This is a genomic window from Allobosea vaviloviae, assembly GCF_001298265.1.
GTDB classification, from domain to species: domain Bacteria; phylum Pseudomonadota; class Alphaproteobacteria; order Rhizobiales; family Beijerinckiaceae; genus Allobosea; species Allobosea vaviloviae_B.
This window is the reverse complement of record NZ_LGSZ01000085.1, coordinates 14,925-36,590: the sequence shown is the minus strand read 5'-3', so window position 1 is coordinate 36,590 and position 21,666 is coordinate 14,925. Positions and strand designations below refer to the sequence as shown.

14 protein-coding genes and 8 pseudogenes are annotated in these 21,666 nt (G+C 61.5%); 14 read left to right on the top strand and 8 right to left on the bottom strand.

The genetic code is table 11. The features are described 5' to 3' along the window. Nucleotides 1-505: 505 nt before the first annotated feature. A complete protein-coding gene (locus AE618_RS25730) occupies nucleotides 506-1,426 on the bottom strand; it encodes a LysR family transcriptional regulator (protein ID WP_054211915.1) in 921 nt (306 codons plus the stop codon). Between the two features lie 89 nt (nucleotides 1,427-1,515). Here AE618_RS25730 and AE618_RS25725 point away from each other — a divergent pair, with 89 nt between their 5' ends. The 7 genes from AE618_RS25725 (at nucleotide 1,516) to AE618_RS25695 (ending at nucleotide 9,315) form a co-directional block, all read left to right on the top strand. Next, nucleotides 1,516-3,030 (top strand): sulfatase, encoded by a 1,515-nt coding sequence (locus AE618_RS25725; protein ID WP_054211914.1) that lies wholly within the window; start codon nucleotides 1,516-1,518, stop codon nucleotides 3,028-3,030. Between the two features lie 78 nt (nucleotides 3,031-3,108). Beyond that, nucleotides 3,109-4,404, top strand: coding sequence for an ABC transporter substrate-binding protein (locus AE618_RS25720; RefSeq protein WP_248311025.1), 1,296 nt, complete (start codon nucleotides 3,109-3,111; stop codon nucleotides 4,402-4,404). A gap of 60 nt (nucleotides 4,405-4,464) precedes the next feature. Next, entirely contained in the window at nucleotides 4,465-5,388 is a 924-nt protein-coding gene (locus tag AE618_RS25715) for a carbohydrate ABC transporter permease (protein ID WP_054211913.1), read from the top strand. After that, entirely contained in the window at nucleotides 5,385-6,215 is an 831-nt protein-coding gene (locus AE618_RS25710; protein ID WP_082365588.1) for a carbohydrate ABC transporter permease, read from the top strand. The genes AE618_RS25715 and AE618_RS25710 overlap by 4 nt, the downstream gene beginning before the upstream one ends. Before the next feature lie 8 nt (nucleotides 6,216-6,223). Further along, on the top strand, nucleotides 6,224-7,333 hold the full coding sequence (locus AE618_RS25705) for an ABC transporter ATP-binding protein (protein ID WP_054211912.1): 1,110 nt from the start codon (nucleotides 6,224-6,226) through the stop codon (nucleotides 7,331-7,333). A gap of 36 nt (nucleotides 7,334-7,369) precedes the next feature. Further along, entirely contained in the window at nucleotides 7,370-8,314 is a 945-nt protein-coding gene (locus tag AE618_RS25700; RefSeq protein ID WP_248311024.1) for a DUF4432 family protein, read from the top strand. Between the two features lie 47 nt (nucleotides 8,315-8,361). After that, nucleotides 8,362-9,315 carry a formylglycine-generating enzyme family protein gene (locus tag AE618_RS25695; protein WP_054211910.1) on the top strand — a complete coding sequence of 318 codons (954 nt, stop codon included), beginning with the start codon at nucleotides 8,362-8,364 and terminating at the stop codon, nucleotides 9,313-9,315. Nucleotides 9,316-9,332: 17 nt separating this feature from the next. Here the strand turns inward: AE618_RS25695 and AE618_RS27635 are convergent. The 3 genes and pseudogenes from AE618_RS27635 to AE618_RS25685 all read right to left on the bottom strand — a co-directional run. Then, nucleotides 9,333-9,542: pseudogene (locus AE618_RS27635) on the bottom strand (transposase); the annotation flags it as partial. A gap of 27 nt (nucleotides 9,543-9,569) precedes the next feature. Then, nucleotides 9,570-10,820, bottom strand: coding sequence for a transposase (locus tag AE618_RS25690; RefSeq protein WP_197280887.1), 1,251 nt, complete (start codon nucleotides 10,818-10,820; stop codon nucleotides 9,570-9,572). Nucleotides 10,821-10,952: 132 nt separating this feature from the next. Next, complete coding sequence (locus tag AE618_RS25685) at nucleotides 10,953-11,918, bottom strand: IS110 family transposase (RefSeq protein ID WP_054211908.1); 966 nt, start codon at nucleotides 11,916-11,918, stop codon at nucleotides 10,953-10,955. 108 nt (nucleotides 11,919-12,026) lie between these two features. Between AE618_RS25685 and AE618_RS29340 the strand changes: the two are divergent. Next, nucleotides 12,027-12,213: pseudogene (locus AE618_RS29340) on the top strand (helix-turn-helix domain-containing protein); the annotation flags it as partial. A 341-nt stretch (nucleotides 12,214-12,554) separates the two neighbouring features. Here the strand turns inward: AE618_RS29340 and AE618_RS25675 are convergent. The 3 genes and pseudogenes from AE618_RS25675 to AE618_RS25665 form a co-directional block, all read right to left on the bottom strand. Then, nucleotides 12,555-12,961, bottom strand: a pseudogene (locus AE618_RS25675) (IS5 family transposase); the annotation flags it as partial. 140 nt (nucleotides 12,962-13,101) lie between these two features. After that, nucleotides 13,102-13,881: an SDR family NAD(P)-dependent oxidoreductase gene (locus AE618_RS25670; protein ID WP_082365587.1), complete on the bottom strand. Its 780-nt coding sequence runs from the start codon at nucleotides 13,879-13,881 to the stop codon at nucleotides 13,102-13,104. Beyond that, a complete protein-coding gene (locus tag AE618_RS25665; protein ID WP_054211906.1) occupies nucleotides 13,878-15,359 on the bottom strand; it encodes a sulfatase-like hydrolase/transferase in 1,482 nt (493 codons plus the stop codon). The genes AE618_RS25670 and AE618_RS25665 overlap by 4 nt, the downstream gene beginning before the upstream one ends. A 118-nt stretch (nucleotides 15,360-15,477) precedes the next feature. Here AE618_RS25665 and AE618_RS25660 point away from each other — a divergent pair, with 118 nt between their 5' ends. The 5 genes and pseudogenes from AE618_RS25660 to AE618_RS25645 form a co-directional block, all read left to right on the top strand. After that, the gene (locus AE618_RS25660) at nucleotides 15,478-16,407 is read left to right on the top strand and encodes a LysR substrate-binding domain-containing protein (RefSeq protein ID WP_054211905.1); all 930 of its coding nucleotides are present in this window, start codon (nucleotides 15,478-15,480) and stop codon (nucleotides 16,405-16,407) included. A 64-nt stretch (nucleotides 16,408-16,471) separates the two neighbouring features. Further along, a pseudogene (locus tag AE618_RS27630) lies at nucleotides 16,472-16,624 on the top strand (IS630 family transposase); the annotation flags it as partial. A 182-nt stretch (nucleotides 16,625-16,806) separates the two neighbouring features. Next, the gene (istA, locus tag AE618_RS25655; protein WP_156330490.1) at nucleotides 16,807-18,318 is read left to right on the top strand and encodes an IS21 family transposase; all 1,512 of its coding nucleotides are present in this window, start codon (nucleotides 16,807-16,809) and stop codon (nucleotides 18,316-18,318) included. Beyond that, nucleotides 18,315-19,252, top strand: a pseudogene (istB, locus tag AE618_RS25650) (IS21-like element helper ATPase IstB). Before istA ends, istB (AE618_RS25650) begins: the two are co-directional and overlap by 4 nt. Beyond that, nucleotides 19,215-20,003, top strand: a pseudogene (locus AE618_RS25645) (IS630 family transposase); the annotation flags it as partial. The pseudogenes istB (AE618_RS25650) and AE618_RS25645, both read left to right, overlap by 38 nt. 107 nt (nucleotides 20,004-20,110) lie before the next feature. On the opposite strand, the pseudogene istB (AE618_RS25640) reads toward AE618_RS25645, so the two are convergent. After that, nucleotides 20,111-20,719 (bottom strand): annotated as a pseudogene (gene istB / locus AE618_RS25640) (IS21-like element helper ATPase IstB); the annotation flags it as partial. Nucleotide 20,720: 1 nt separating this feature from the next. Between istB (AE618_RS25640) and AE618_RS28290 the strand changes: the two are divergent. Further along, nucleotides 20,721-21,575: pseudogene (locus AE618_RS28290) on the top strand (IS630 family transposase); the annotation flags it as partial. Between the last annotated feature and the right edge of the window lie 91 nt (nucleotides 21,576-21,666).

Here is a 21,666-nt window from a genome sequence, read left to right as displayed (position 1 = left end):
GAAAACCCAGGCCCGAAGTCCGCCCCGGTCAAAGCCGACAGGCGTTGGGCCGCCATCCGAGCCGACCCAAACTGACTTCAACCCCGACCATCCAGCGCAAACAGCCGGTTTTTCCTCAGCCTGCTAACGACCGGCGCCGTGAAAAGTTGAAGCGCTGGTCACAGGTACGCTGACCGAGCCTTGATCATCGCGGGACGGCCGCCGCGTGTTTCGACGCGGTGGGCAAGCGCCGGAACCGGCGCTTGCGCTGAATTGCGATCAGCACTGGCGCCCTTGATTCTAGCTGGAGGTAGAGGAAACTTTATCAATTCGGCTTGATCTCGGCCTTTCGCGCAGTTCGCTGATCTTGTCCATTCGCTGGATGCCCAGCCAGCAGGTGCGGCTCGTCGAATTGGTGGTGGGTGAACTCAAGGCCCATGATGCGCCGCCAGAAATCTATCGGTGGTATGAGCTTACGCAACAATTCCGGTCAACGCAGTCTCGTGTGCAGGGCGTCATTCGTGGATCAACTGCTGGCCGCAAACGGCGTCGCCTTTTTCAGGAGCTTCAGCATCACCTTTATCGGCGGAAAATCCTTCGAGGATTTGTGATAGGTGATGCCGGTCGGAATGCTCCAGCGGAAGCCCTCCAGACTGACCTCGCGAAGCTGCAAAGCCGAATAGCTCTGGGCCAGGGGTACCGGCATGCAGGCGATGAAATCGTGCTCAATGAGCATCTTCAGCGCGATCTGAAGCGAATGAGATTCGAGCGCGAGCTGCGGAGCCGGAAGCTCTTGGCCGGCAAAAAAGCGGTCGATTTTGCCGTTTGCCAAGCCGCCGCTGAACAAGCTAAGCCATGGAAACTCCAGAAGTTTTTGCGGCGTGATGTCGTCCCCGTTGAATAGCGGATGCTGATGCGAGGCAAAGAGCGAATTTTCCTGGTCGTAGAGGATGTCGGTGATAAAATCGCGCCCAAGACCATCGACCTCGCTCGGAATGCCGCCCGCATAGGCCCTAAGATCGCCACGCTGCAAGAATGGCAATAGATCGGCACCCACGCCGGTCGATACCGCAATCCGGAGGTTCGGGAAATTGGAGCGCAGGTCCGCCAGCATGTTCGGGAAATAGACCGTCGAATAGACCGGGCCGCCGCCAATGCGCATCTCCCCCCCTAGACCTCTCGTTTGCACCTTCAGCTCCACCAACGACGCATTCCAGGCCGCCTCGATTTCCCGCGCCCGGTGCCGGAACAATTCGCCGGACTCCGTCAGCCGCACACCGCTTGGCAGCCGCAGGAACAGCGCGCAGCCGAGATCTTGCTCGAGCAGGCGGATCGATTTGGTCAGCGCCGGCTGACTGACATTGATCGTTCGCGCTGCGGCGTGGAAGCTGCCCTGCTCTGCCACACTGAGGAAATGATGCAGCCTCCAGATGTGATGCATCGTCATGAGCGATATCCCCCGATTATCGACGTTGATGTGAGAGGTATTAGCGCAAGCCCAGAGACACCGCTAGTTTCCACTATGGAGGATTGCTAATGCGCGCAGTTTTTGTGCTGTTCGACTCACTGAACAGGCTGGCTTTGGGTTGTTATGGCGGGAGGGCGGTTCCCACGCCGAATTTCGATCGGTTCGCCGCCCGCGCTCTGTCTTTCGATAATCATTATGTCGGTAGCCTTCCGTGCATGCCGGCGCGGCGCGACCTGCATACGGGGCGGCTCAATTTCATGCATCGGTCCTGGGGCCCCCTGGAGCCCTTCGACAATTCCATGCCGGAGCTCCTGAAGAATGCTGGTGTCTATACGCATCTCCTGACAGATCACTTTCATTATTTCGAAGACGGTGGAGCCACATACCATTCCCGTTACTCGACCTGGGATTTCGTCCGCGGCCAAGAATACGATACTTGGAAGGCGCTGGTGCGGCCACCGCTGGAGCGGTTCCGGAAGCAATATTCCAATCACCATTATAACGGTCCGAACCAAGCGAACCGGCTGCAGCACCAGATCAACCGGGAGTTCATCAACGAAGAGAAGGATTTCCCGGTAGCCAAATGCTTCGACCGGGCTTTCGAATTCCTCGACAACAATCGCGGCGCCGACAACTGGATGTTGCATCTCGAATGCTTCGATCCGCACGAACCCTTCTATACGTCGAAGCGCTTTCGCGAGGGCCTGAAGACCAATTATAACGGTCCGATTATCGATTGGCCGAAATATGCGCCGGTGACGGAGAGCGAGGACGAGGTCGCCGAGATCCGCGCCAATTACGCGGCTCTCGTGGCCATGTGCGACGAGTATTTCGGCAGGCTCCTGGATTATTTCGACGCGCACAATCTTTGGGACGATACCTGCCTCATCCTGACCACCGACCACGGTTACCTCCTTTCCGAGCATAACTGGTGGGCGAAGAACGTGATGCCATATTACGAGGAAATCTCGCACATCCCCTTGATCGTGCATCATCCGGATCTCGGTGCCCGCAAGGGCACGCGTACGAATGTGGTAACGCAAACGCCGGATCTGATGCCGACGATCCTGAAGCTCTTCGGCCAGGACGTCCCACCCGAGGTGCAGGGCACGTCAGTTCTCGATCTCGTCGAGGAGGGAGACCAAGAGAGATCGGTCATATTCGGGATGTTCGGCGGCGCGATCGGCGTCACGGATGGCAGGCATACATACTTCCTCTATCCGCCCGATCTCGACGACGAAAACCTGAGGGAATACACCCTGATGCCGATGCATCTGCACAGCTTTTTCGCTCTGAACGAGTTGAAAACGGCAGAGCTTCACGAGTCGATGGACTTCACCAAGGGACTGCCGGTGTTGAGTATCCGGGCCTTGAATGATGCTCGCCGGCCGCCGGGCGGCGACCGCAGTCACTTCCTCAGCTTCAAGTCGGCGCTCTATGACAACGTGGCCGACCCGTATCAGCAGAACCCATTGGCCGCGCCCGACGTGGCAGAGCGCCTCAAGGACAGCATATCGACGATCCTTAGGCAGCATGCCGCCACGCCAGAATTCTTCGAGTGGATGGGTTTGAGGAATTCCTAACTAAGAGTGCAATCAGGGAGGAGAACCGGGATGTCCGGCGGAAGAAATGGTAAATATACTAGGAGGACGCTAGGCCAATTGCTGGCTGGGCTGTCGCTGTCAGCATACCTTGCGGCGCCAGCTTTTGCACAAGATGCACCACCGATCAGGATTTTGATTAGCCAGTCGCCTTGGCTCAACTCGTTCGTATCGCTGGTCGATCAGTACCAGAAGGTAACCGGCACCAAGTTTCAGCTCAATGTGACGCCCTTTGGAGGCATGGTTGACAAGATGCGAAACTCAGTGCGGGCCCAGCAGGGATCCTACGACATCATCAATATCAATTCGCAGGGGCTCGCCGAGATGTATGCTGGCGGTTTCCTGAGGCCGCTAAAGGAAATCGATTCCAGTTTTGCGTTGCCGGAAGGCGTACTGGATTTTGGCAACTCGGCCAATTGGAACGCGAAGACGAACAGTTTCGATCCCCAGGGTGAGCTCTACGGGGTTCCAACAAACGGCAATGTCCTGGTTCTCTACTATCGAAGCGACCTCTACAAGCAGGCAGGGCTGAAAGTGCCGCAGACTTGGGATGAGCTCTTGGCGAACGCCAAGGCGCTGCACAATCCGCCCAAGGTATACGGTTTTATCTCCCGCGGAACTCGCGAGTCGATCCTGTTCGATTTTTCACCGTTCCTTTTCAGCCACGGCGGAAGCTTCTTCGCCAAGCCGGAAAATGGGGATTATTCGGTCACGCTCAACAGCCCCCACGGGCTTCGGGCTCTGGAAACGTTCATCAAGCTGAACAAGGAAGTCGGAGCAGGAAATGCCGGCGCTATGGACCAGGCCGAACTGATTCAGCTTCTCTCCACCGGCAAGGCGGCTCAGGGCATCGCGGTCATAGCCGCCGTCGCTGACCTTCAGGACCCGAACAAGTCGATCGTCACTCAGACAATCGAAACTGCATTGCTGCCGGCCGGACCGGACGGTCAGCGTGCTTCGGTAGCTGGCCACTGGATGGCGGGCATCCCAAAGAATGTGCCGGAAGCCAACCAGAAAGCGGCGCTGAACTTCCTTAAGTGGTTCCTCGAGAAGGATACCCAGGTCGGCTATACCGAAGCGGGCGGAATCCCGATCCGCAAGGATCTCGGCGACACCAAGCTGGCGGGCGATCCTGCCTACCGCTTCATCAAGGCGTTTTCGGAAAATGCGGACGTCGCCAAGATGAATACACCCCTCAAGGAGGGTGTACGCCTGAAGGAGGTCATTTCGCTTTATCTCAATCGGGCTCTGATCGGCGAGATTCCTCCCAAGGATGCCTTGAATGGAGCAGCAACTGAAATGAATCAGATTTTGACCGCGGCCGGCTACAAGCTCACTCCTCCCAAGATGCTGTGAACCACATCTGTGCCCGGGATAAATGTCCTGGACACTTATCTATGGAGTAGTTTTCTCACAATGGCGACACGTTCATTGGACGCGGCGAGAATCGAGCGCGCTAACCTCTGGTGGAGAATCGGTTCTCTTGCGCCGGCCATCATCGTCCTGGCCGTTTTGTCGATTTGGCCGGTCTTCAATCTTGCTTATCTCAGCCTGGCGGACGTCAAGTGGCTGTCGGGCTCGGCAGTCGTAGAGTTCGTAGGGTTGCGGAACTTCCACGAATTGTTCACAGGCGAAAGCGTCTATTGGGCGGGCGTGAGGAACACGATCGTATTTGCGGTCTGCGCAGTAACCCTTCAGATGATCTTCGGTTTCACGATGGCGCTTGCAGTGCGCCGCGCCTCGAAAATCGGCAGAAGTGTTCTGACCGCCGTCTTTCTGCTACCGATCGTCATTCCGCCGGTCGTCATCGGCGCCATGTGGCGCCTTCTCCTTGGACGCGACTTCGGCATCGTTAATTCGTTACTCGCGTTCTTCGGCCTGCCGATGGTGGATTGGCTTGGCGATCCCCGATCTGCACTCATGTCCGTCATCATTGTCGATGTCTGGCACTGGACGCCATTCGTCTTCCTGCTGACGCTGGCTGGCTTGGAATCCCTTGACCAGGAGGTGTTCGAGGCAGCGAAGCTGGACGTCAAGAACAGCTGGCAGGAACTGCGCTATGTGACGATCCCGCTGATGATGCCGACCATACTTATAACGCTGGCATTCCGTATGATCCTCTCCTTCAAGGTTTTCGACGAGATCTTCCTGCTAACGGGTGGGGGTCCCGGCACGGCGACCGAAGTCATCAGCTTCTCCATCAACCGAGTCTTCTTCGCGCAGGACCGCGTAGGCATGGGATCGGCCATGTCACTGGTGACGATCCTGGGCGTCGCGGTGCTGATCGTGCTCGCAAATACTGTTGTCAGCCGGCGACGCAAGCAGAGGGTATCCGCATGAGCGCCATGAGAAGCCTCGGCGGCATTGGCGGTAACCTGATCGCCTGGGGCTATGCCCTGATCATCCTCGGCCCAATGGTCTGGATCCTGTCGAACTCGTTCAAACGGCAGATCGATATCCTGATGGGCACCACCATCGCGCCCTTCACGCTCATCAATTACCAGCAGATTATCAATTCCCGGCAGTCTCAGTTTCTGTGGAACCTATGGAACAGCGCCGTCGTGTCCGTCATCTCGACGCTGCTGGTGCTGGTCATCGCAACGGTTGCCGCTTTCACGGTCGCGCGCCTCCAGCCACCGCGCTGGGTGACATTCATCCTGCTCGGCTGGGCCCTGGTCTTCCACATGCTGCCGACGCTCACCTTTGTTGGCTCCTGGTACGTAATGTTCACGCAGGCGGGCCTCCACGGCACCTATACAGCCTTGATCCTGGCCCAGGTGGTTCATGGGCTGCCAATGGCGTTGTTTTTGATGATAGGCTTCGTCATGAACATTCCGAATGAACTCGTCCAAGCTGCCAGGCTCGACGGCTGCACCTATGCGCAAGTGTTCCGCCATCTCATTCTCCCCTTGTCGCTCGGCGGCATGGCCGCGGCGGGCGCTCTTGCCTTCATCTCGGCCTGGAGTGATTTCGCCATCGCGCTCAACCTTTCCAACAAGGAAACGATGACCGCCCCGGTCGCAATCGCGACCTTCGCCCAGGAACACCAGATCCTCTACGGACAGATGGCGGCTGCATCCATGCTCTCAATGATCCCGGCATTGGCATTCATCATGTTTGGGCAGCGTTTCGTCGTGCGTGGCCTCTTGGCCGGCGCCGTTAAATAGGAAACCCGATGGCACACTTGCAGCTTCAGAAAGTCGGCAAATCCTACGGGACGGTAGAGGTCATCCCCGGCATCGATTTCGAGATCAATTCCGGCGAATTTCTGGTTCTGGTCGGCCCTTCTGGCAGCGGGAAATCGACCCTGCTCAAGATGATCGCCGGGCTTGAGGAAACCACCTCCGGCAAGATCCGCGTCGATGGCGAAGACATCACTCACCTCGATCCATCGGCGCGCGATCTTGCCATGGTGTTCCAGTCCTATGCGCTCTATCCGCACATGACCGTCAAGGACAACATGTCCTTTGCACTCAGGATGCGAGGCGAGGATCCGACGGAAATCGACCGACGCGTCAAGGACGCAGTCACCATGCTCGATCTCGGGGGACTGGAAAACCGCAAGCCGGGACAGTTGTCCGGCGGCCAGCGCCAACGCGTCGCCATGGGACGCTGCGTCGTGCGCAATCCGAAGCTCTTCCTTTTCGACGAGCCGCTCTCCAACCTCGATGCCAAGCTGCGCGCCCAAACCCGCATCGAGATCCGCCGCCTGCACGAAAGGCTGAATGCGACCTCGATATTCGTCACCCACGACCAGGTGGAGGCGATGACGATGGCGGACCGCATCGCGCTCCTGAAGGATGGCAAGCTGCAACAGATCGGCTCGCCCCAGGATCTCTATCTGAGGCCGAATAACAGTTTTGTCGCGACCTTCATCGGCACGCCGGAGATGAACCTCTTGCTCGGCCAAGTCGAAACGGTCAACGGTGGTTTCCAACTCGGTGGCGCCAGCGGCATGCACCTGCCGGTCTCACCGGAGCGTCAGTCGAAGCTCACCGCTGCGTCGCTGCCCGGTCTACAGGTGAAGGTCGGAGTTCGGCCGGAGCATTTTGAGATCGTTCCGGCTGGATCGAAAGGCGCCTTGAAAGTTGACGTTAATGTCACGGAATGGCTAGGGCACGAGATCTTCATCTTTGGCCAGTCCTCGTTTGGGCCGATCGGCGTGCGTGTGCCCGAAGGCGTAGCGGCGGTGCCCGCGGCGAATGATGTCCTGAGCGTCAGGCCGATTTCCGACCGCTGGCACGTGTTCGATGCCGCAAGCGGCGACAACCTCTTGGCCGAATGACGATCCGGCCAGTTATGCGCGGGTGTTGAAATGGTGATGCTATTCGGCCAGTCCTTCACGAAGCAAGAACTCGGTCGGGTGTTCCCTGATCTCATGCATGTGGCGGGCTTCAAGAAGTTGACGGTCGATGACGGCTCTGGCCGCGGCACGCGGCTCATCCAAATCGACAGCGGCGGCGGGCTGCGCATCGATCTCCTGCCGGACCGCTGCTGTGATATAGGCCAAGTTTGGTGCGACAACATCCCCTTCGGCTGGATCAGCCCGATGGGGACGCCGGCACCCTACGCCATCGGCGAGAACAATGCGCTTTCCGGCCTGATGGCGACCTGCGGCTTCGACCACGTCCGTCAGCCGGAGATTGACGAGGAGCGCAGCTTTCCCCTTCACGGCAATATGATGCACATGCCTTCCAAGATCATCGCCACCGACACGGTCTGGGATGGTGACGAGTGCCTCTTCCGGGTCAAGGCGGAAGTGACCCAGTTCGATCTGAACCATGGTGCGATCCGGCTGCAGCGGCATATCTACGTGCCGCTGGGCGGCCGCTCGCTGGTGGTTTCCGACCGCGTCACGGTGCTGTCGGGCGACCTTCCACTCATGGCGATGTATCACATCAACCTCGGCTTCCCGGTCGTGACGCCCATGAGTACCGTGAGCCTCAACGGCGAGGATATTTCCGGAGATTGCCTGGCGGAGAACAAGATCAAGACCCGCCCGTCCGGCGCGGCGGTGTCCAAGGTCGAGCTTGCGGCGGCAGCCGATGGCGGCGCTCGTTTCCGGTTGAAATACGATGGTCGGAAATTGCCTTTCCTTCAGACCTTACGCAATGCCCATGAAGGGATAAACGTGTTCTGCATCGAACCTGCGACCCACGATCGCCTGACGCGAAAGGAGTTGCGTGCAACGGGAGCACTGGCGCCAACGCCACGCAGCGGCTCGCACATGTTCCATCTCGAAATGGTTTTCGACAGCGGCAGGTAGTGTTCTGAAGTGCCGTTCGTCGCGATGAGAAGGTTCGACAAGAGAACATGAGTGAATGCTGTTCGGCACTCAGCCGAAACAATGGAAACGAAGGATCTGGCGAAACCGCGAAGATTGCGGCGCGCGGCAGGGCCGGCGAGGTAATTGCAGTCAAGGGCGGTGAGACCTTCGTCGGAACCCACGAAGCGATCCTGTTCGTCGATGGCGAAGGGCCGGAGCGAAAGGTCACCGTCAACGACTTCTTCCTGGAGACGGAAACCGTGACTGTTGCGCGCTTCGCCGAGTTCGTCATGGCTACGGGCTATGTCACCGAGGCAGAGAAGTTCGGTTGCGCTGCGGTGTTTGCTGGCCTGCTGCACGGCAGCAAGGTGATTGCCGATAATCTCGCCCATACCCCTTGGTGGGCACGGGTCGACGGCGCGATCTGGAACATGCCGGAAGGCCCGGGCAGTTCGATCGACAGTCGTATGGATCATCCCGTGACGCAGGTTTCGTTGAACGACGCCGTGGCCTTCGCGGCCTGGGTCGGCGGTCGCCTGCCGACCGAAGCGGAATGGGAACACGCGGCACGCGGTGGCGGCCGCCGCCGCCGTTATCCTTGGGGTGATGAGGAACCGACCGACGAAAAGGTCTTCTGCAATATCTGGCAGGGCCGTTTTCCGCATCAGAACACGCTGACCGATGGGTTCTTCGGCACCGCGCCGGCACGCAGTTTCATGCCGACCGAGGACGGTTTCTACAATCTTGCCGGCAATGTCTGGGAATGGACGAGCGATCCGTTCCGCGTCCACTCGCTGTCGAGACAGGCGAAGATGCGAAACGAAGAGGCGAAGAAGAACGCCGACAAGGTGCTCAAGGGTGGCTCGTTCCTCTGCCATAAGAGCTATTGCTATCGATATAGGATCGCCGCCCGCATTGGCCTGTCGCCCGACAGCGCCTCCAGCAATACCGGCTTCCGCATTGCCTATGATGTCCGACCCGGCGAGGTGCAAGATATCTGAGTGCCCGACTCAAAATTCTATGAGGGATAGCAGTACCTTGCGACGTGCCTTGTAAGGATGCGGAGATTTGCGACGAAGATCCACGCCTCCGCGCTGGCAATGGTTTTTTCGTAGTCCTTTGCGAGCCTGCGGCAGCGACCGAGCCAAGCGAAGGTGCGTTCAACGACCCATCGCCGCGGCAAAATTTCGAAGCCCTTGGCGTGATCGGAGCGCTTGATGATCTGTAGCAGCGCGGTGACGAAGTCGCAGTTCGATCAAGCGGCCTCTGCCGGGGCCGCGATGGCGAGGAACGCCGGTGCGCCGTTGATTTCGGCGATGATGACGATGGCCAGCGCGACATCGGTCTGAATGACGAACAAAAACGCGTCTTTGGCGCTCGCAACCTCTCTTGGCGTCCCGTACCCCAACAGCGCGCGCATCAGAATGCCGAGATTGAACCCCGCGACATGGATCAGGTAGCGCTTATGAACGTTCCTGCGCCCGCGCAACCACGCGCGGCGCATGCCGCCGCGATCGAGCACATGGGCGAAGCTGCGCTCGACCATTTCTCCGCGTCGGCGCATCGCGTCCCGCCCGATACCGGATTTCAACCTCGCGCGGTTGGCGTAAACGGCCTCCCGCGCCGCTTCATCGCCATGCCACCGCAAATACCCCTTCGAGGGTTTCGGCTCGGCGATCCGCGTCTTCCAGACGCCGCCGTCAAGGTCCTTCAGCCCCTCGCGTGAATGATAACCTTTGTCAGCCACCAATTCGCAGGGGGCCTCGGGCGTCGGCGCAAGGCCGACATCGGCGAGATTGCGCGCCGCCGCCTCCAGCGTGGGATCGAGCGTCGTCGTATCGCCCTCGTCGGCCGGATGAATCGGGGCCGCCACGATGATGCCGGTGTCGAGATCGACGGCGTGCTTGGGCTTGTAAGCCAGATGCGTCGTCCCGTCCTTCATCCGCGCGATCCTGGCGTCCGGATCGGTCGTGCTCGTCCAGTCTTCGTTCGAGAGCTTCTTGCCCTTCCGCTTGCGGTCGAGCCGGATGAGATCGTCGATCGTCGGCGTTTCGATGCCGCTCTCCTGCGCCATGCGCGTCAGCATCGCGCGATAGGTCTCGCCGCTGTCGCGGCGCACGATCGTTCGCAGCGCGGCGTTGGCTTCCATGGTCGAACCGTCGACGCCGATACGCTCGCCCTTCACCAGACCGCGCTCGGCGACGAGATTCAACACCCAGCCGAACACTTTCTCATGCGCCTCATGCGGCAGGCGCGAGCGCGTCTTCGACAACCACGAGTGATCGGGAACCTTGTCCCGGTTCGCCAGACGCAGGAAATCTCGCAGCGAAAAGGAATCCGAGCAACGCCACACAATGCCGCGTTCGCTGTCGATGCCTTCGAAATACCCGACCATGTGCATGCGGAAATATCGGCCCGGCGGCAGCGAGGGCGCGCCCATGCGCGGCGCGTAATACGGCTTGCAGACCTCCTCGACGAAGGCGTCGAACCCAGCTTCGATCAGCAAGTTCTGCAGCCTGTCGTAAAAGGCATGCCCCGGCGACCGCGGCATCTCAGCCCAGGTCACGACCAGATCACACTGAGACCCGGTCTCCCGCCGCATCGCCATCTCACACGCCCCCCGTCCGAATCGCGATGTTCAGACGGAATCAGGCGACTGCGACTTCGTCAACGGGCTGTTAAAGGGCTTTTTCTCAAGCAGTTTCCTGATCCACGCGGCCATCGGCGTCGGCTTGTCCTTCGTATGCCGGATGACGGCCGTGGCGCCGACGACGAGCAATCGGCGCAGGTAGCGGTCTCCCTGCTTGGAGATTCCGCCCAGCCTGGTCTTGCCGCCAGTCGATTTTTGCTGTGGCGTTAAGCCGAGCCAGGCCGCGAACTGCCTGCCGGATCGGAACTGATCGGGATCAGTGACTGTGGCCGCAACCGCGGTCGCCGTGATCACGCCAAGGCCTGGGATGGCGGCGAGCCTCCTGCTTGCCTCGCTTTCGGCATGCCAGGCGGCGATCTGGCGGTCGAGCTCCGCGATCTCCTGGCCGAGCGCCACGATCTGGCGAAGCATGATCTCCAGCGCCGCACGGGCGAAGGAGGGAAGCACATTCTGACCAGCGAGCGCCTGCTCGGCGAGCCTTGCCAGATTGGCGACGCCGGGATTGGCGACGAGCCCCAGTTCGGCCAGATGCGATCGCAAGGCGTTGGCGGCCTGCGTGCGCTGACGAACGAGCAGGGATCTGGCCCGATGCGTCATGAGGATGCCTTGCTGAACGACCGTCTTCACCGGCACGAACTGCATGGTTCGCCGCTGGACCGCTTCGCAGATCGCCTCTGCGTCGATCGCGTCGCTCTTCCCGCGCTTGACGAATGCCTTGACGTAGGATGGCGGGATCAAGCGAACCTCATGCCCCATCGCCGAGAGCGTTCGCGCCCAATGGTGCGCTGTTCCGCACGCTTCCACGCCGATCAGGCAAGGCGAAAGCTTCGAGAAGAACGGCAGCATCTGCTTGCGATGCAGCTTCTTCACCAGCATCGTCGCTCCGTCCGCGTCGACGCCGTGCGCCTGAAAAACGCTCTTCGCCAGGTCCAGTCCAATCGTCTTGATCGTCATGCGAACGCTCCTCTCGTTGCTTCGGCACCCGGATCGGCACCATAGCGCCGCCGGTGGGGCGGGGGCGTCCACATCATCAGACTATCTGCCGGGCGGAGGCCGGCAGGCATGTCGAAGGCTCTCTCGGTCGATCTTCGTATTCGAGTTCTGCGGGCGGTGGCGGAAGGGGCCAGCCATCGGGAGGCGGCGGATCGCTTTGGGGTGAGCGCCGCCAGCGTCAGCCGCGGGCGCAAGCGTGAGCGCGAACGTGGTGCGCCTCGCCCGAAGGCGCTTGGCGGGGACCGTCGCTCCCAAGCCATGGAACGCCAGGCCCGCGCGATCATGGAGATCGTGGCGGCGAACCGGGACATCACGCTCGCCGAGATCAAGGCCGCGCTGGCGGAGAGGCAAGTCGGGGCCAGCATCGCCGGGCTCTGGCGCTTCTTCCGCCGGCACGGGATCACGCTCAAAAACGTATGGCTCGCCCGGCCTGCAAGGGATTTCTTTCCGGCTCTTCAGTCTGCGCCAACGTATCCGGTCTCGAGGTCGTGCCTCGGCCAAGATGGAGCTTTCGCGCGTACCGATCCTCATAAAGCCGTCGGCGTCTAACGCCATTTTTTTGATCAGGATCACGGCACGCCGTTCGACTGTCAGGCCAATGGTTTTTTCGTAGTCCTTTGCGAGCCTGCGGCAGCGACCGAGCCAAGCGAAGGTGCGTTCAACGACCCATCGCCGCGGCAAAATCTCGAAGCCCTTGGCGTGATCGGAGCGCTTGATGATCTGTAGGCTCCAGTGGCCGACCTTGGTCAAGCGTCCCTTCAGTTTGTCGCCGCCGTACCCGCCATCGGCGAAGACGTGACGCAGCCAGGGATAGCAATGGCGGATCGAGGCCAGGACCTCGACGCCCCGTCTCGATCCTGGACATCAGCGCCGTGGACGACGAGCCCGACCAGATGGCCGAGTGTGTCGGTGACGATGTGGCGCTTGCGGCCGTTGATCTTCTTGCCGGCGTCGAAGCCGCGAACACCGCCGCTTTCGGTGGTTTTGACGCTCTGGCTGTCGGTCAGATCGCTTGAATAGCGCAGCCCTCGGCGTGCATGATCACGCCGAGCGGTTTCGGTCCAGGACATCGTGGCCTCCATCAAGTCTCGCAACCTGACGGAATCACAACCTGAAACTGCTCAACTCTTTTCGGGTTGGGCTCTTATGAAAGCCCGGCATCGACCACATAGATCTGCCCCGTGCAGCCGCGTGCGCCATCCGAGGCAAGAAACAGCGTCATTGCGGCGATGTCCCATCCGTCGAGCAAGACCGGCATCGCCTGTTCGGTCAGGAGGTATTGCTCCGACGCCGGCGTCCGCCACAGGCGGCGTTGACGTTCCGTCTCGATCGCGCCCGGCACGAGCCCGGCGACCCTGATCCTCTTTTGTCCGAGTTCGCGTGCCAGGCCTCTGACCATGCCGTCGATCGCCGCTTTCGCCGTCAGATAGCCGATCATGGCCGGGCGACCACGACGGGCAGCCACCGATCCCATCAGGATGATGACGCCAGGCCGGCCGCGGCCGACCATATCGCCGGCCGCAGCCTGGGCGCAGAAGAACTGGTGATCGAGATTGACGGCCAGTACGTTGCGCCAGCTTTCTTCCGTCACGCCGTTCCAGCTATGGCGGGTATCGTTCGCAGCATTCGCGATCAGCACATCAATCGGAGCTACGGCGGCACAGTCGCGGATCGTCGTGCTTGCGACTGCAATCGAAGACAGATCGGCGCACCTGAATGTCGCTCTGCCGTCGCCGAATCGCTCCGCGCAGGAGCGCAGTGCATGCTCGTCGTGGTCAATAACCGTGACATGCGCTGCTTGGCCCAGGAAGCTCTCGACCATGCACAATCCGATACCGGAGGCGCCCCCGGTGATCACGACATGGCGCCCCTCGAGCTCTCGATAGCTGGCCGAGAGACTGGCCACGGAACGACCCTCCCTCATGACGCGCCCACGACGCGACTGGGATCAGGATCTATCGGAACAGCGGGAAAATGCAGGCCGCGCTGACCGGAAAGGCCGCGGTTGGGCTTTGCTGCCATCGGGGGCTCCCGTAGGCCGACAAGATGGCCGTTCCGTACAAGATCCTCATCGCTGCCATAGAGCTGTGTGATCAGCTTTTCTGTCAGGTCGTGGCGGATTCCGGCATGAGCCTGATCAGCGGCGAGGTCCGTGGTTTCCCGCGGGTCGCGCTCCAGGTCAAAAAGCTGAACCCGGTTGCCAGCGACATACCAGATCAGCTTGTAGCGACGATCCACCATCATGCGCATCGCCTGCTCGCCTTCGAGGGACTCGCCATAAAGCGCATCGCGCTCGTGTTCACCGACGAGCGAAACCCCGTCGCAGCTCGTAGGTGTGGCAATGCCGCACAGATCTAGCAGCGTCGGCATGACGTCGTGCAGCGCGGCGGGGCGATCGTCGAGCGTGCCCGGCTTCAGACGCTGGCAGTTCGCCGTCCCCATCAGGATCATCGGTATCGCAGCGGAGCGTTGGAGCAAGCACCGCTTGGCGAACATGCCATGGTCACCCAGCATATCGCCATGATCGCTCGTGAAGGCGACGATGGTGTCGTCGAGGATTCCCTCCTCCCGCAGCGTCCCGATGATCACCCGCAGCTGATGGTCGATATGCGTGCAGAGTGCGTAGTAGGCCCGCTTTACATCCTGCATTTGCTCGTGTGGCAGCGAAGGATAGTGGTTCTGGATCACGCGAAGGGCGAAAGGAGCGGCCTCGCCCGCCCAATCTCCCACGACTTCACCGTCGATCGTCCGGCGGGCGTATCGGGCTAGATAGGATTGGAGAGGCGCGAGCGGCGGATGAGGGTGAGTGAAGGACGCAAACCAAAAAGAGGGCCGGGTTGGATCGCGCCGCTTGATGGTGCGTGCCGTTGTCCGCGCGACCCAGTTCGTCACATGGCAATCTTCCGGGAGGTGCCACGGCCGCCAGGAATACTCGTTGTTGCTCATCCCGTGCAGGAACTGCTCGCCGGGATGGCCCTTATCCGCCAGAAACATTTCGTAGTCGTCGACGATCCCGAGTTGCCCGCGTCCTTCCTCGACGACCATCGCATCGTCGAAGCCGATGCGATTACGCGGAGGGTAGACGTGAAGCTTGCCCACTGCCTGCGCCTGGTAGCCTGCAGCACGAAACGTCGATGCGAGCGTCGCGGCTTCCGGCATCGGGAGAGCAGGCTGGAAGACGCGGTCGCCATGCCGGCGGGCTGTCATTCCCGTCATCAGGGAGCGGCGAGATGGGATGCAGATCGGCACCTCCGCATAAGCGCGCGTGAAGCGCCTGCCGTTGCGCGCCAAGGCGTCGATGGTCGGTGTTTCGATTACCGCATGGCCGGCATGGCTCATGAGATCCGCCGCCCATTGATCCACCGTGATCAGCAGCACGTTCGGCCGCGCGCCATGCGCCATCGTTCAATCTCCCCCTCGATAGCCGCTGCCCCTTTGCGGAGCTGTGGCATGGCTAGATTGTGCTTATGAGATTCTATAAACAAATAATAACGATTTATAACCGATAATCGAGGCCGTCTTGGATCGCCGTCAACTCATCGCCTTCATGCTGCTCGCTGAGGAGTTAAGCTTCTCCCGCGCAGCCGCGCGGCTCGGCTTGACACAGCCGGCCCTGAGCCTCGCGATCGCCCGTCTCGAGGATGATCTCGGCGTCACGCTATTCGAGCGGACGAAGCGCCGGGTCGAGCTGACGCAGCCTGGACGCGTCTTCCTCGCCGAAACCGAGCTGACGCTGCGCCAGATGGACCTCGCCCGGGCGATGGTGCACAAGGCGGCTAAGGGCAAAATCGGCCGTATCACGATCGGTTTCGTCGAGGCCGCACCGTTCAACGTCCTGCCGGGCATCGTCGCGCTTCTGCGCAAGGTTCTGCCCGAAATCGAACTCGTGCTGCGGGAGATGGTGACGAGCGAACAGGTCGATGCCCTCGAAGCTCGGCGCATCGATATCGGCCTGATGCGCCCGATGTTTGCCTATGGGCGGTTCGACACGGCTTATCTTTATAAGGAGCCATATGTCGTCGCCATGGCAACCGACAGTCCGCTCTCGAAACAAGCGTCGATCCGATACGACGACCTGCGCAACGAGGCGCTCATCACGACGCCTTTGCCGAAACGGCGCTATCTCGAAAGCAAGTTCAAGGTGATCACAAACGCGCAGGGCCTGAGCCTGCCCATCGTGCATGAGATCCATCAGATTCATGCGGTAATTGGCTTGGTCGCAGGCGGCCTAGGTGTAGCGTTCGTGCCGGAATCGGCCAGCGTCATTGCGCAGCCCGGCGTGTGCTATCGCCCATTTGACGAGACCAACGCCCCGAGTTCGGAATTGGTCGCGGCGTGGCGCAAGGAGGAGCCGTCCGCAGTTGTACAGCACGTGGCAAAACTGCTGACGGATCTCGTGAACCCGGCCGCTCGGGAACGTCGCTGCAAAGGGGCGGCCTTCTCGCCTTGAGCTAGTCATCTGGAACTGAAGTAAGCATCATTGTATGCTGGGCTTTGGTGATGAGGAGCGTGGTATGGCGAACGCGGGCGGGCGGCCTACGGCACCTTTGGTGCTGGAGCTGGAAGAGCGGGAATACCTGGAACGGCAGATCCGTCGGCGACGAGTGGCGCGGTCAATGTCGGAACGTTGCCGGATCATTCTTCGTTGCGCTGCCGCGCGACAATCAGGATGGGACTAGCGCGACAATCAGGATGAGAGGTTTCGCCGGGATCGGGGTGTAGGGAGGGCGTAGCCCGACCGGAAGCCCGATCCCGGCGAGCGGCCTTTTGTTCCCGGTGTGGAGCTTGGGTCAGGTGATCGCGACCGACCGGATATTCGGATTGGACCGTCTCGCAGGAGATCCATCCGTTGCCCGGCCGCCATGTCACCGATCACCAGATGAGGCTCTACATGAAGTTCCGACAGACGGACGCGCCCCCGCTTGCGGCGGCGAAAGCGTCGTTCAGCGGCTCCACCGCCTACCGCTTTGAACAGGATCGACGGCTGCCGTCGCAGAAGATCGTGACGCGCGATCGGCGCAGGCCCGATCCCCTGACCGATATTTTCGACGGCGAGATCGTGCCGATGCTGCAAGCGGCGCCGGGCTTGAGGCCGGTGGCCATCTTCGAGGAGATGCAGCGCCGCCATCCCGAGCTCTCTCCTGGCATCAGGCGGACCATCGAGCGGCGTATCCGCGCGTGGCGCGCGCTTCACGGCACGGAACAGGACGTCATCTTCCGGCAGGTCCACGAGCCTGGCCGGATGGGGTTGTCCGACTTCACCGCTATGGGGGAGCTGCACGTCACGATCGCCGGCGCGGCCCTCGATCATCGGCTTTATCACTTCCGGCTCGCCTGCTCGGGCTTCGCGCATGTCCATGTCATCCTCGGCGGCGAGAGCTATGTCGCGCTCGCCGAAGGGCTCCAGAATGCTCTGTGGGCGCTGGGCGGTGCCCCGCGGGAACATCGCAGCGACAGCCTGTCTGCCGCATTCCGCAACCTGGACAAGGCCGCACGCGAGGATCTGACCCAGCGCTATGACGCGTTGTGCGCCCATTACGGCATGGAGCCGACGCGCAACAACCGCGGCGTCGCCCATGAGAACGGCTCGATCGAGAGCCCCCACGGCCATCTCAAGAAGGTTGTCAGGGACGCACTGCTGATGCGAGGCACGGCCGACTTCGACGATCTCTGTGCCTACCGTCAGTTCATCGACGAACTCATCAGTCGCGGGAATGCGCGCAACGCCAGGCGCATCGAAGCCGAGCGCCCGAGCCTGCAGGCGCTGCCCGGCCGCAGAACCTGCGACTATGAGGAGACGATCGTCACCGTGACCTCCTCGGGCGGCTTCACGCTCAGGAAGGTGTTCTACACCGTGCCCTCCCGGCTGATCGGCCATCGCCTGCGCGTCAGGCTTTACGATGACCGGCTCGACCTGTTCATCGGCGGCACGTCGCTGATGAGCCTGCCGCGCGGGCGCGCTGATGCCAAAGGCAAGCATGGCCATGTCGTCGATTATCGGCATGTGATCCATGCGCTCAGGCGCAAGCCGATGGCGCTGCTGGGCCTCGTCTACCGCGACCAGCTCTTTCCGCGCGACGCCTATCGCCGGACCTTCGACCGATTGCTTGAACGCATGCCGGAGCGACCGGCGTGCAAGCTGATGGTCGATCTGCTGGCGCTGGCTCATGATCGCGGCTGCGAAGCCGATCTCGCCGCCATCCTCACGGCCGGACTCGATGCCGGCACGGCGCCAGATATGGCGATTTTGCGCGAGCGCTTCGCTCCCGATCCGGCGGCATTGCCGCAGGTCGTGGTCCATCTCACTCCCCTGGTCGCCTATGAGGCGCTTCTCGATGGCGGCGTGGGAGAAGCGGCATGACGAAGGACATCGACCACGCCCGCCTCGCCATTATCCTCAACGATCTGCGACTGCCTGCGATCAAGCATGGCTGGCCAGCCTTCGCCGAGAGGGCCGACAAGGAAGGCTGGCCCGCCGCCAGGTTCCTCGCCACTCTCGCAGAGCACGAGATCGCCGAACGTGATCGCCGCCGCGTCGAGCGACATCTCGCCGAGGCCAGGCTGTTACCAGGCAAAACCCTCGACAGCTTCGACTTCGAGGCACTGCCGATGGTCTCGAAGGCGCACGTCATGGCGATCTGCGCCGGCGACAGCTGGCTCGACAAGGGCGCCAACCTCATCCTCCTGGGTGGACCGGGCGGCGGAAAGTCCCATCTCGCCTCCGCCATCGGGCTCGCCTTGATCGAAAACGGCTGGCGGGTCCTGTTCACCCGCACCTCCGATCTCGTCCAGAAACTCCAAGTCGCGCGGCGCGAACTTGCCCTGGAAGCGGCCATCGCCAAGCTCGACAAATACCACCTGCTGATCCTCGACGACCTCGCCTACGTCACCAAGGACCAGGCCGAAACATCCGTGCTGTTCGAGCTCATCAGCGCCCGCTACGAGCGCCGCTCGACGCTGATCACCGCTAATCAGCCCTTCGGAGAATGGGGCAAGATCTTCCCCGATCCAGCCATGACGCTCGCGGCCGTCGACCGCCTCGTCCATCACGCCACCATCTTCGAAATGAACGTCGACAGCTACAGACGCCGAGCCGCCATCGACCGAAAACAGCAGGGCGCGGGGCGGCCGCCAAACTTCGCGACAATCAAGAATGTCGGAGCGCTGTCGCGCCGCGACAATCAACCGGAAACATAGCCCTTGCCAGCGACAATCACGCCCGGCATCGTAAGCCCGTCGCGATCCAGAATCTCATCCAGATTGTCGCGCTCCCCATCCAGATCGTCGCGCAATAGTAGCGCCGACGGCATCCAGAGCAAGGTCGTCGCGATCGAGTTGGGCGTGCACGAACACACAGTCGGCAAGTGGCGCCGGCGCTTCCTCAAGGATCGTGTGGAAGGACTGCTGGACGAGGCTCGTCCGGGCAGGCCGAGAACGATAGAGGATGACCAGGTCGCCGCGGTGATCGAGCGCACGCTTCGCTCCAAGCCGGCCGACGCTACCCACTGGTCGATCCGCTCGATGGCGGGCGAGACCGGCTTCTCCCATACTACGATCCGCCGCATATGGACCGCTTTCGGGTTGCAGCCGCACCGCTCAGAGACGTTCAAGCTGTCGAGTGATCCCCTGTTCGTCGACAAGGTCCGCGACATCGTCGGGCTCTACCTATCGCCGCCCAATCGGGCATTGGTGCTCAGCGTCGACGAGAAGAGCCAGATCCAGGCGCTCGACCGGGAACAGCCGGTCCTGCCTATGATGCCCGGCGTGCCCGAACGTCGAACTCCTGGCTACGTCCGCCATGGCACGACCTCCCTTTTCGCAGCGCTCGACATCGCCTCGGGCTTCGTGATCGGCAAATGCTACAAGCGGCACCGCGCCGCCGAGTTTCTCGACTTCCTCAAGCAGATCGATGCGCAGGTGCCGGCCGACCTCGATATCCACATCATCATGGACAATTACGCGACCAACAAAACGGCGCTCGTCCGAGCATGGCTCGCCCGCCGCCCGCGCTACCATGCCCATTTTACCCCGACCTCGGCATCGTGGCGTCCAATCTTGACCCCCTGATAGGCTGAGGCGGTGAGGAGGCGGCGCGGCGAAGCTGGTCGGGGTTGCACAGCCGCGCCGGCTCCGGGTCGAAGGCGGCGCGTCGCTCAGAGCCTGTTCTTGAAGCGCCAGCTCTCGTTGCCGGTCTCGACGATGTCGCAGTGATGGGTCAGCCGGTCGAGGAGCGCCGTGGTCATCTTGGCGTCGCCGAAGACGGAGGGCCATTCGCCGAAGGCGAGGTTGGTGGTGACGATGACGGAGCTCTGTTCGTAGAGCCTGCTGATCAGGTGGAACAGCAACTGGCCGCCGGACTGGGCGAAGGGCAGATAGCCGAGTTCGTCGAGAACGATGAAGTCCATGCGCGAGAGATAGTCGGCCATGCGACCCTGGCGGCCGGCGCGGGCCTCGGCCTCGAGCTTGTTGACGAGATCGACGACGTTGAAGAAGCGCCCGCGCGCGCCGGAACGGATGCAGGCGCGGGCGATCGCGATGGCGAGATGGGTCTTGCCGGTCCCGGTGCCGCCGACGAGGACGACATTGCGCTGATGGGCGATGAAGTTGCCGCCGGACAGGTCGCGGACGAGCGTCTCGTTGAGCGGCGTGCCATCGAAGACGAAGTCGCCGACGTCCTTGGCGAGCGGCAGCTTGGCGATGGTGATCTGGTACTTGATCGATCGCGCCTGCTTCTCGGCGATCTCGGCTGAGAGCAGGGCGCCGGCGGAGAAGTTGGCGATCGTCGCGGAGACCTATGAGCCCGGCATGAGCGTGAGCCTGGTTGCCCGGCGGCATGGGATTGCGCCCAACCAGTTGTTCTCCTGGCGTCGGCTGGCGAACCAGGGCGCGCTAACGGCGACGCGGTCCGAGGAAGAGGTCGTTCCGGTGTCCGAGTACCGGATGCTGCAAAACCAGATCCGCGAGCTTCATCGGCTTCTTGGCAAGAAGACGCTCGAGGCCGAGATCCTGAAGGAAGCACTCGACGCCACCGCAGGCCCAAAAAACTTCGCGGTGACGCTGAAGGCGCATCTCGCCCATGTGCCCAAGCGCAAGCCCATCGAACTCTGGTTCCAGGACGAGGCCCGCATCGGCCAGAAGAACGGCCTGGTCCGACAATGGGCCAGGCGCGGAACCAGGCCGCGCCAGCCCGCCGATCAGCGCTACGAGAGCGCCTATCTCTTCGGGGCGATCTGCCCGGCACGGGGCGTCGGCGCAGCGCTCGCCATGCCTTTTGCCGACACTCACGCCATGCAGGTCCATCTCGACGAGATCGCCAGGACAGTCGCAAAGGGCGCTCATGCCGTCCTGCTGCTCGACCGCGCCGGATGGCACACGACGGCCAAACTCGCCGTGCCGAAAAACATCTCGCTGATCTTTCTGCCCTCGCGCTCACCCGAACTGAACCCGGTCGAGAACATCTGGCAGTATCTGCGCGCCAACTGGCTCTCAAACCGCGTCTTCGACACCTACGACGACATCATCGACGCCGCCTGCGACGCCTGGAACCGCCTCGTCGATCAACCCAGCACCATCACATCCATCGGGATGCGCGAATGGGCACATATCGGTCAATCGTGAGGGCCGTTGGTATTACTCGGACAGGCTCCTAGGCGGTCGGGATGCCGTCCCCGGCGCTGTAGGTTGCCGTGGGCGAGACGACGACGCGGTT

Coding starts and splice junctions, on each gene's coding strand:
- AE618_RS25670 (WP_082365587.1), bottom strand. CDS start 13,881: ATGAGGGAGGGTCGTTCCGTGGCCAGTCTCTCGGCCAGCTATCGAGAG.
- AE618_RS25715 (WP_054211913.1), top strand. CDS start 4,465: ATGGCGACACGTTCATTGGACGCGGCGAGAATCGAGCGCGCTAACCTC.
- AE618_RS25725 (WP_054211914.1), top strand. CDS start 1,516: ATGCGCGCAGTTTTTGTGCTGTTCGACTCACTGAACAGGCTGGCTTTG.
- AE618_RS25705 (WP_054211912.1), top strand. CDS start 6,224: ATGGCACACTTGCAGCTTCAGAAAGTCGGCAAATCCTACGGGACGGTA.
- AE618_RS25685 (WP_054211908.1), bottom strand. CDS start 11,918: ATGACGATCAAGACGATTGGACTGGACCTGGCGAAGAGCGTTTTTCAG.
- AE618_RS25700 (WP_248311024.1), top strand. CDS start 7,370: ATGCTATTCGGCCAGTCCTTCACGAAGCAAGAACTCGGTCGGGTGTTC.
- AE618_RS25710 (WP_082365588.1), top strand. CDS start 5,385: ATGAGCGCCATGAGAAGCCTCGGCGGCATTGGCGGTAACCTGATCGCC.
- AE618_RS25730 (WP_054211915.1), bottom strand. CDS start 1,426: ATGACGATGCATCACATCTGGAGGCTGCATCATTTCCTCAGTGTGGCA.
- AE618_RS25665 (WP_054211906.1), bottom strand. CDS start 15,359: ATGGCGCATGGCGCGCGGCCGAACGTGCTGCTGATCACGGTGGATCAA.
- AE618_RS25695 (WP_054211910.1), top strand. CDS start 8,362: ATGAGTGAATGCTGTTCGGCACTCAGCCGAAACAATGGAAACGAAGGA.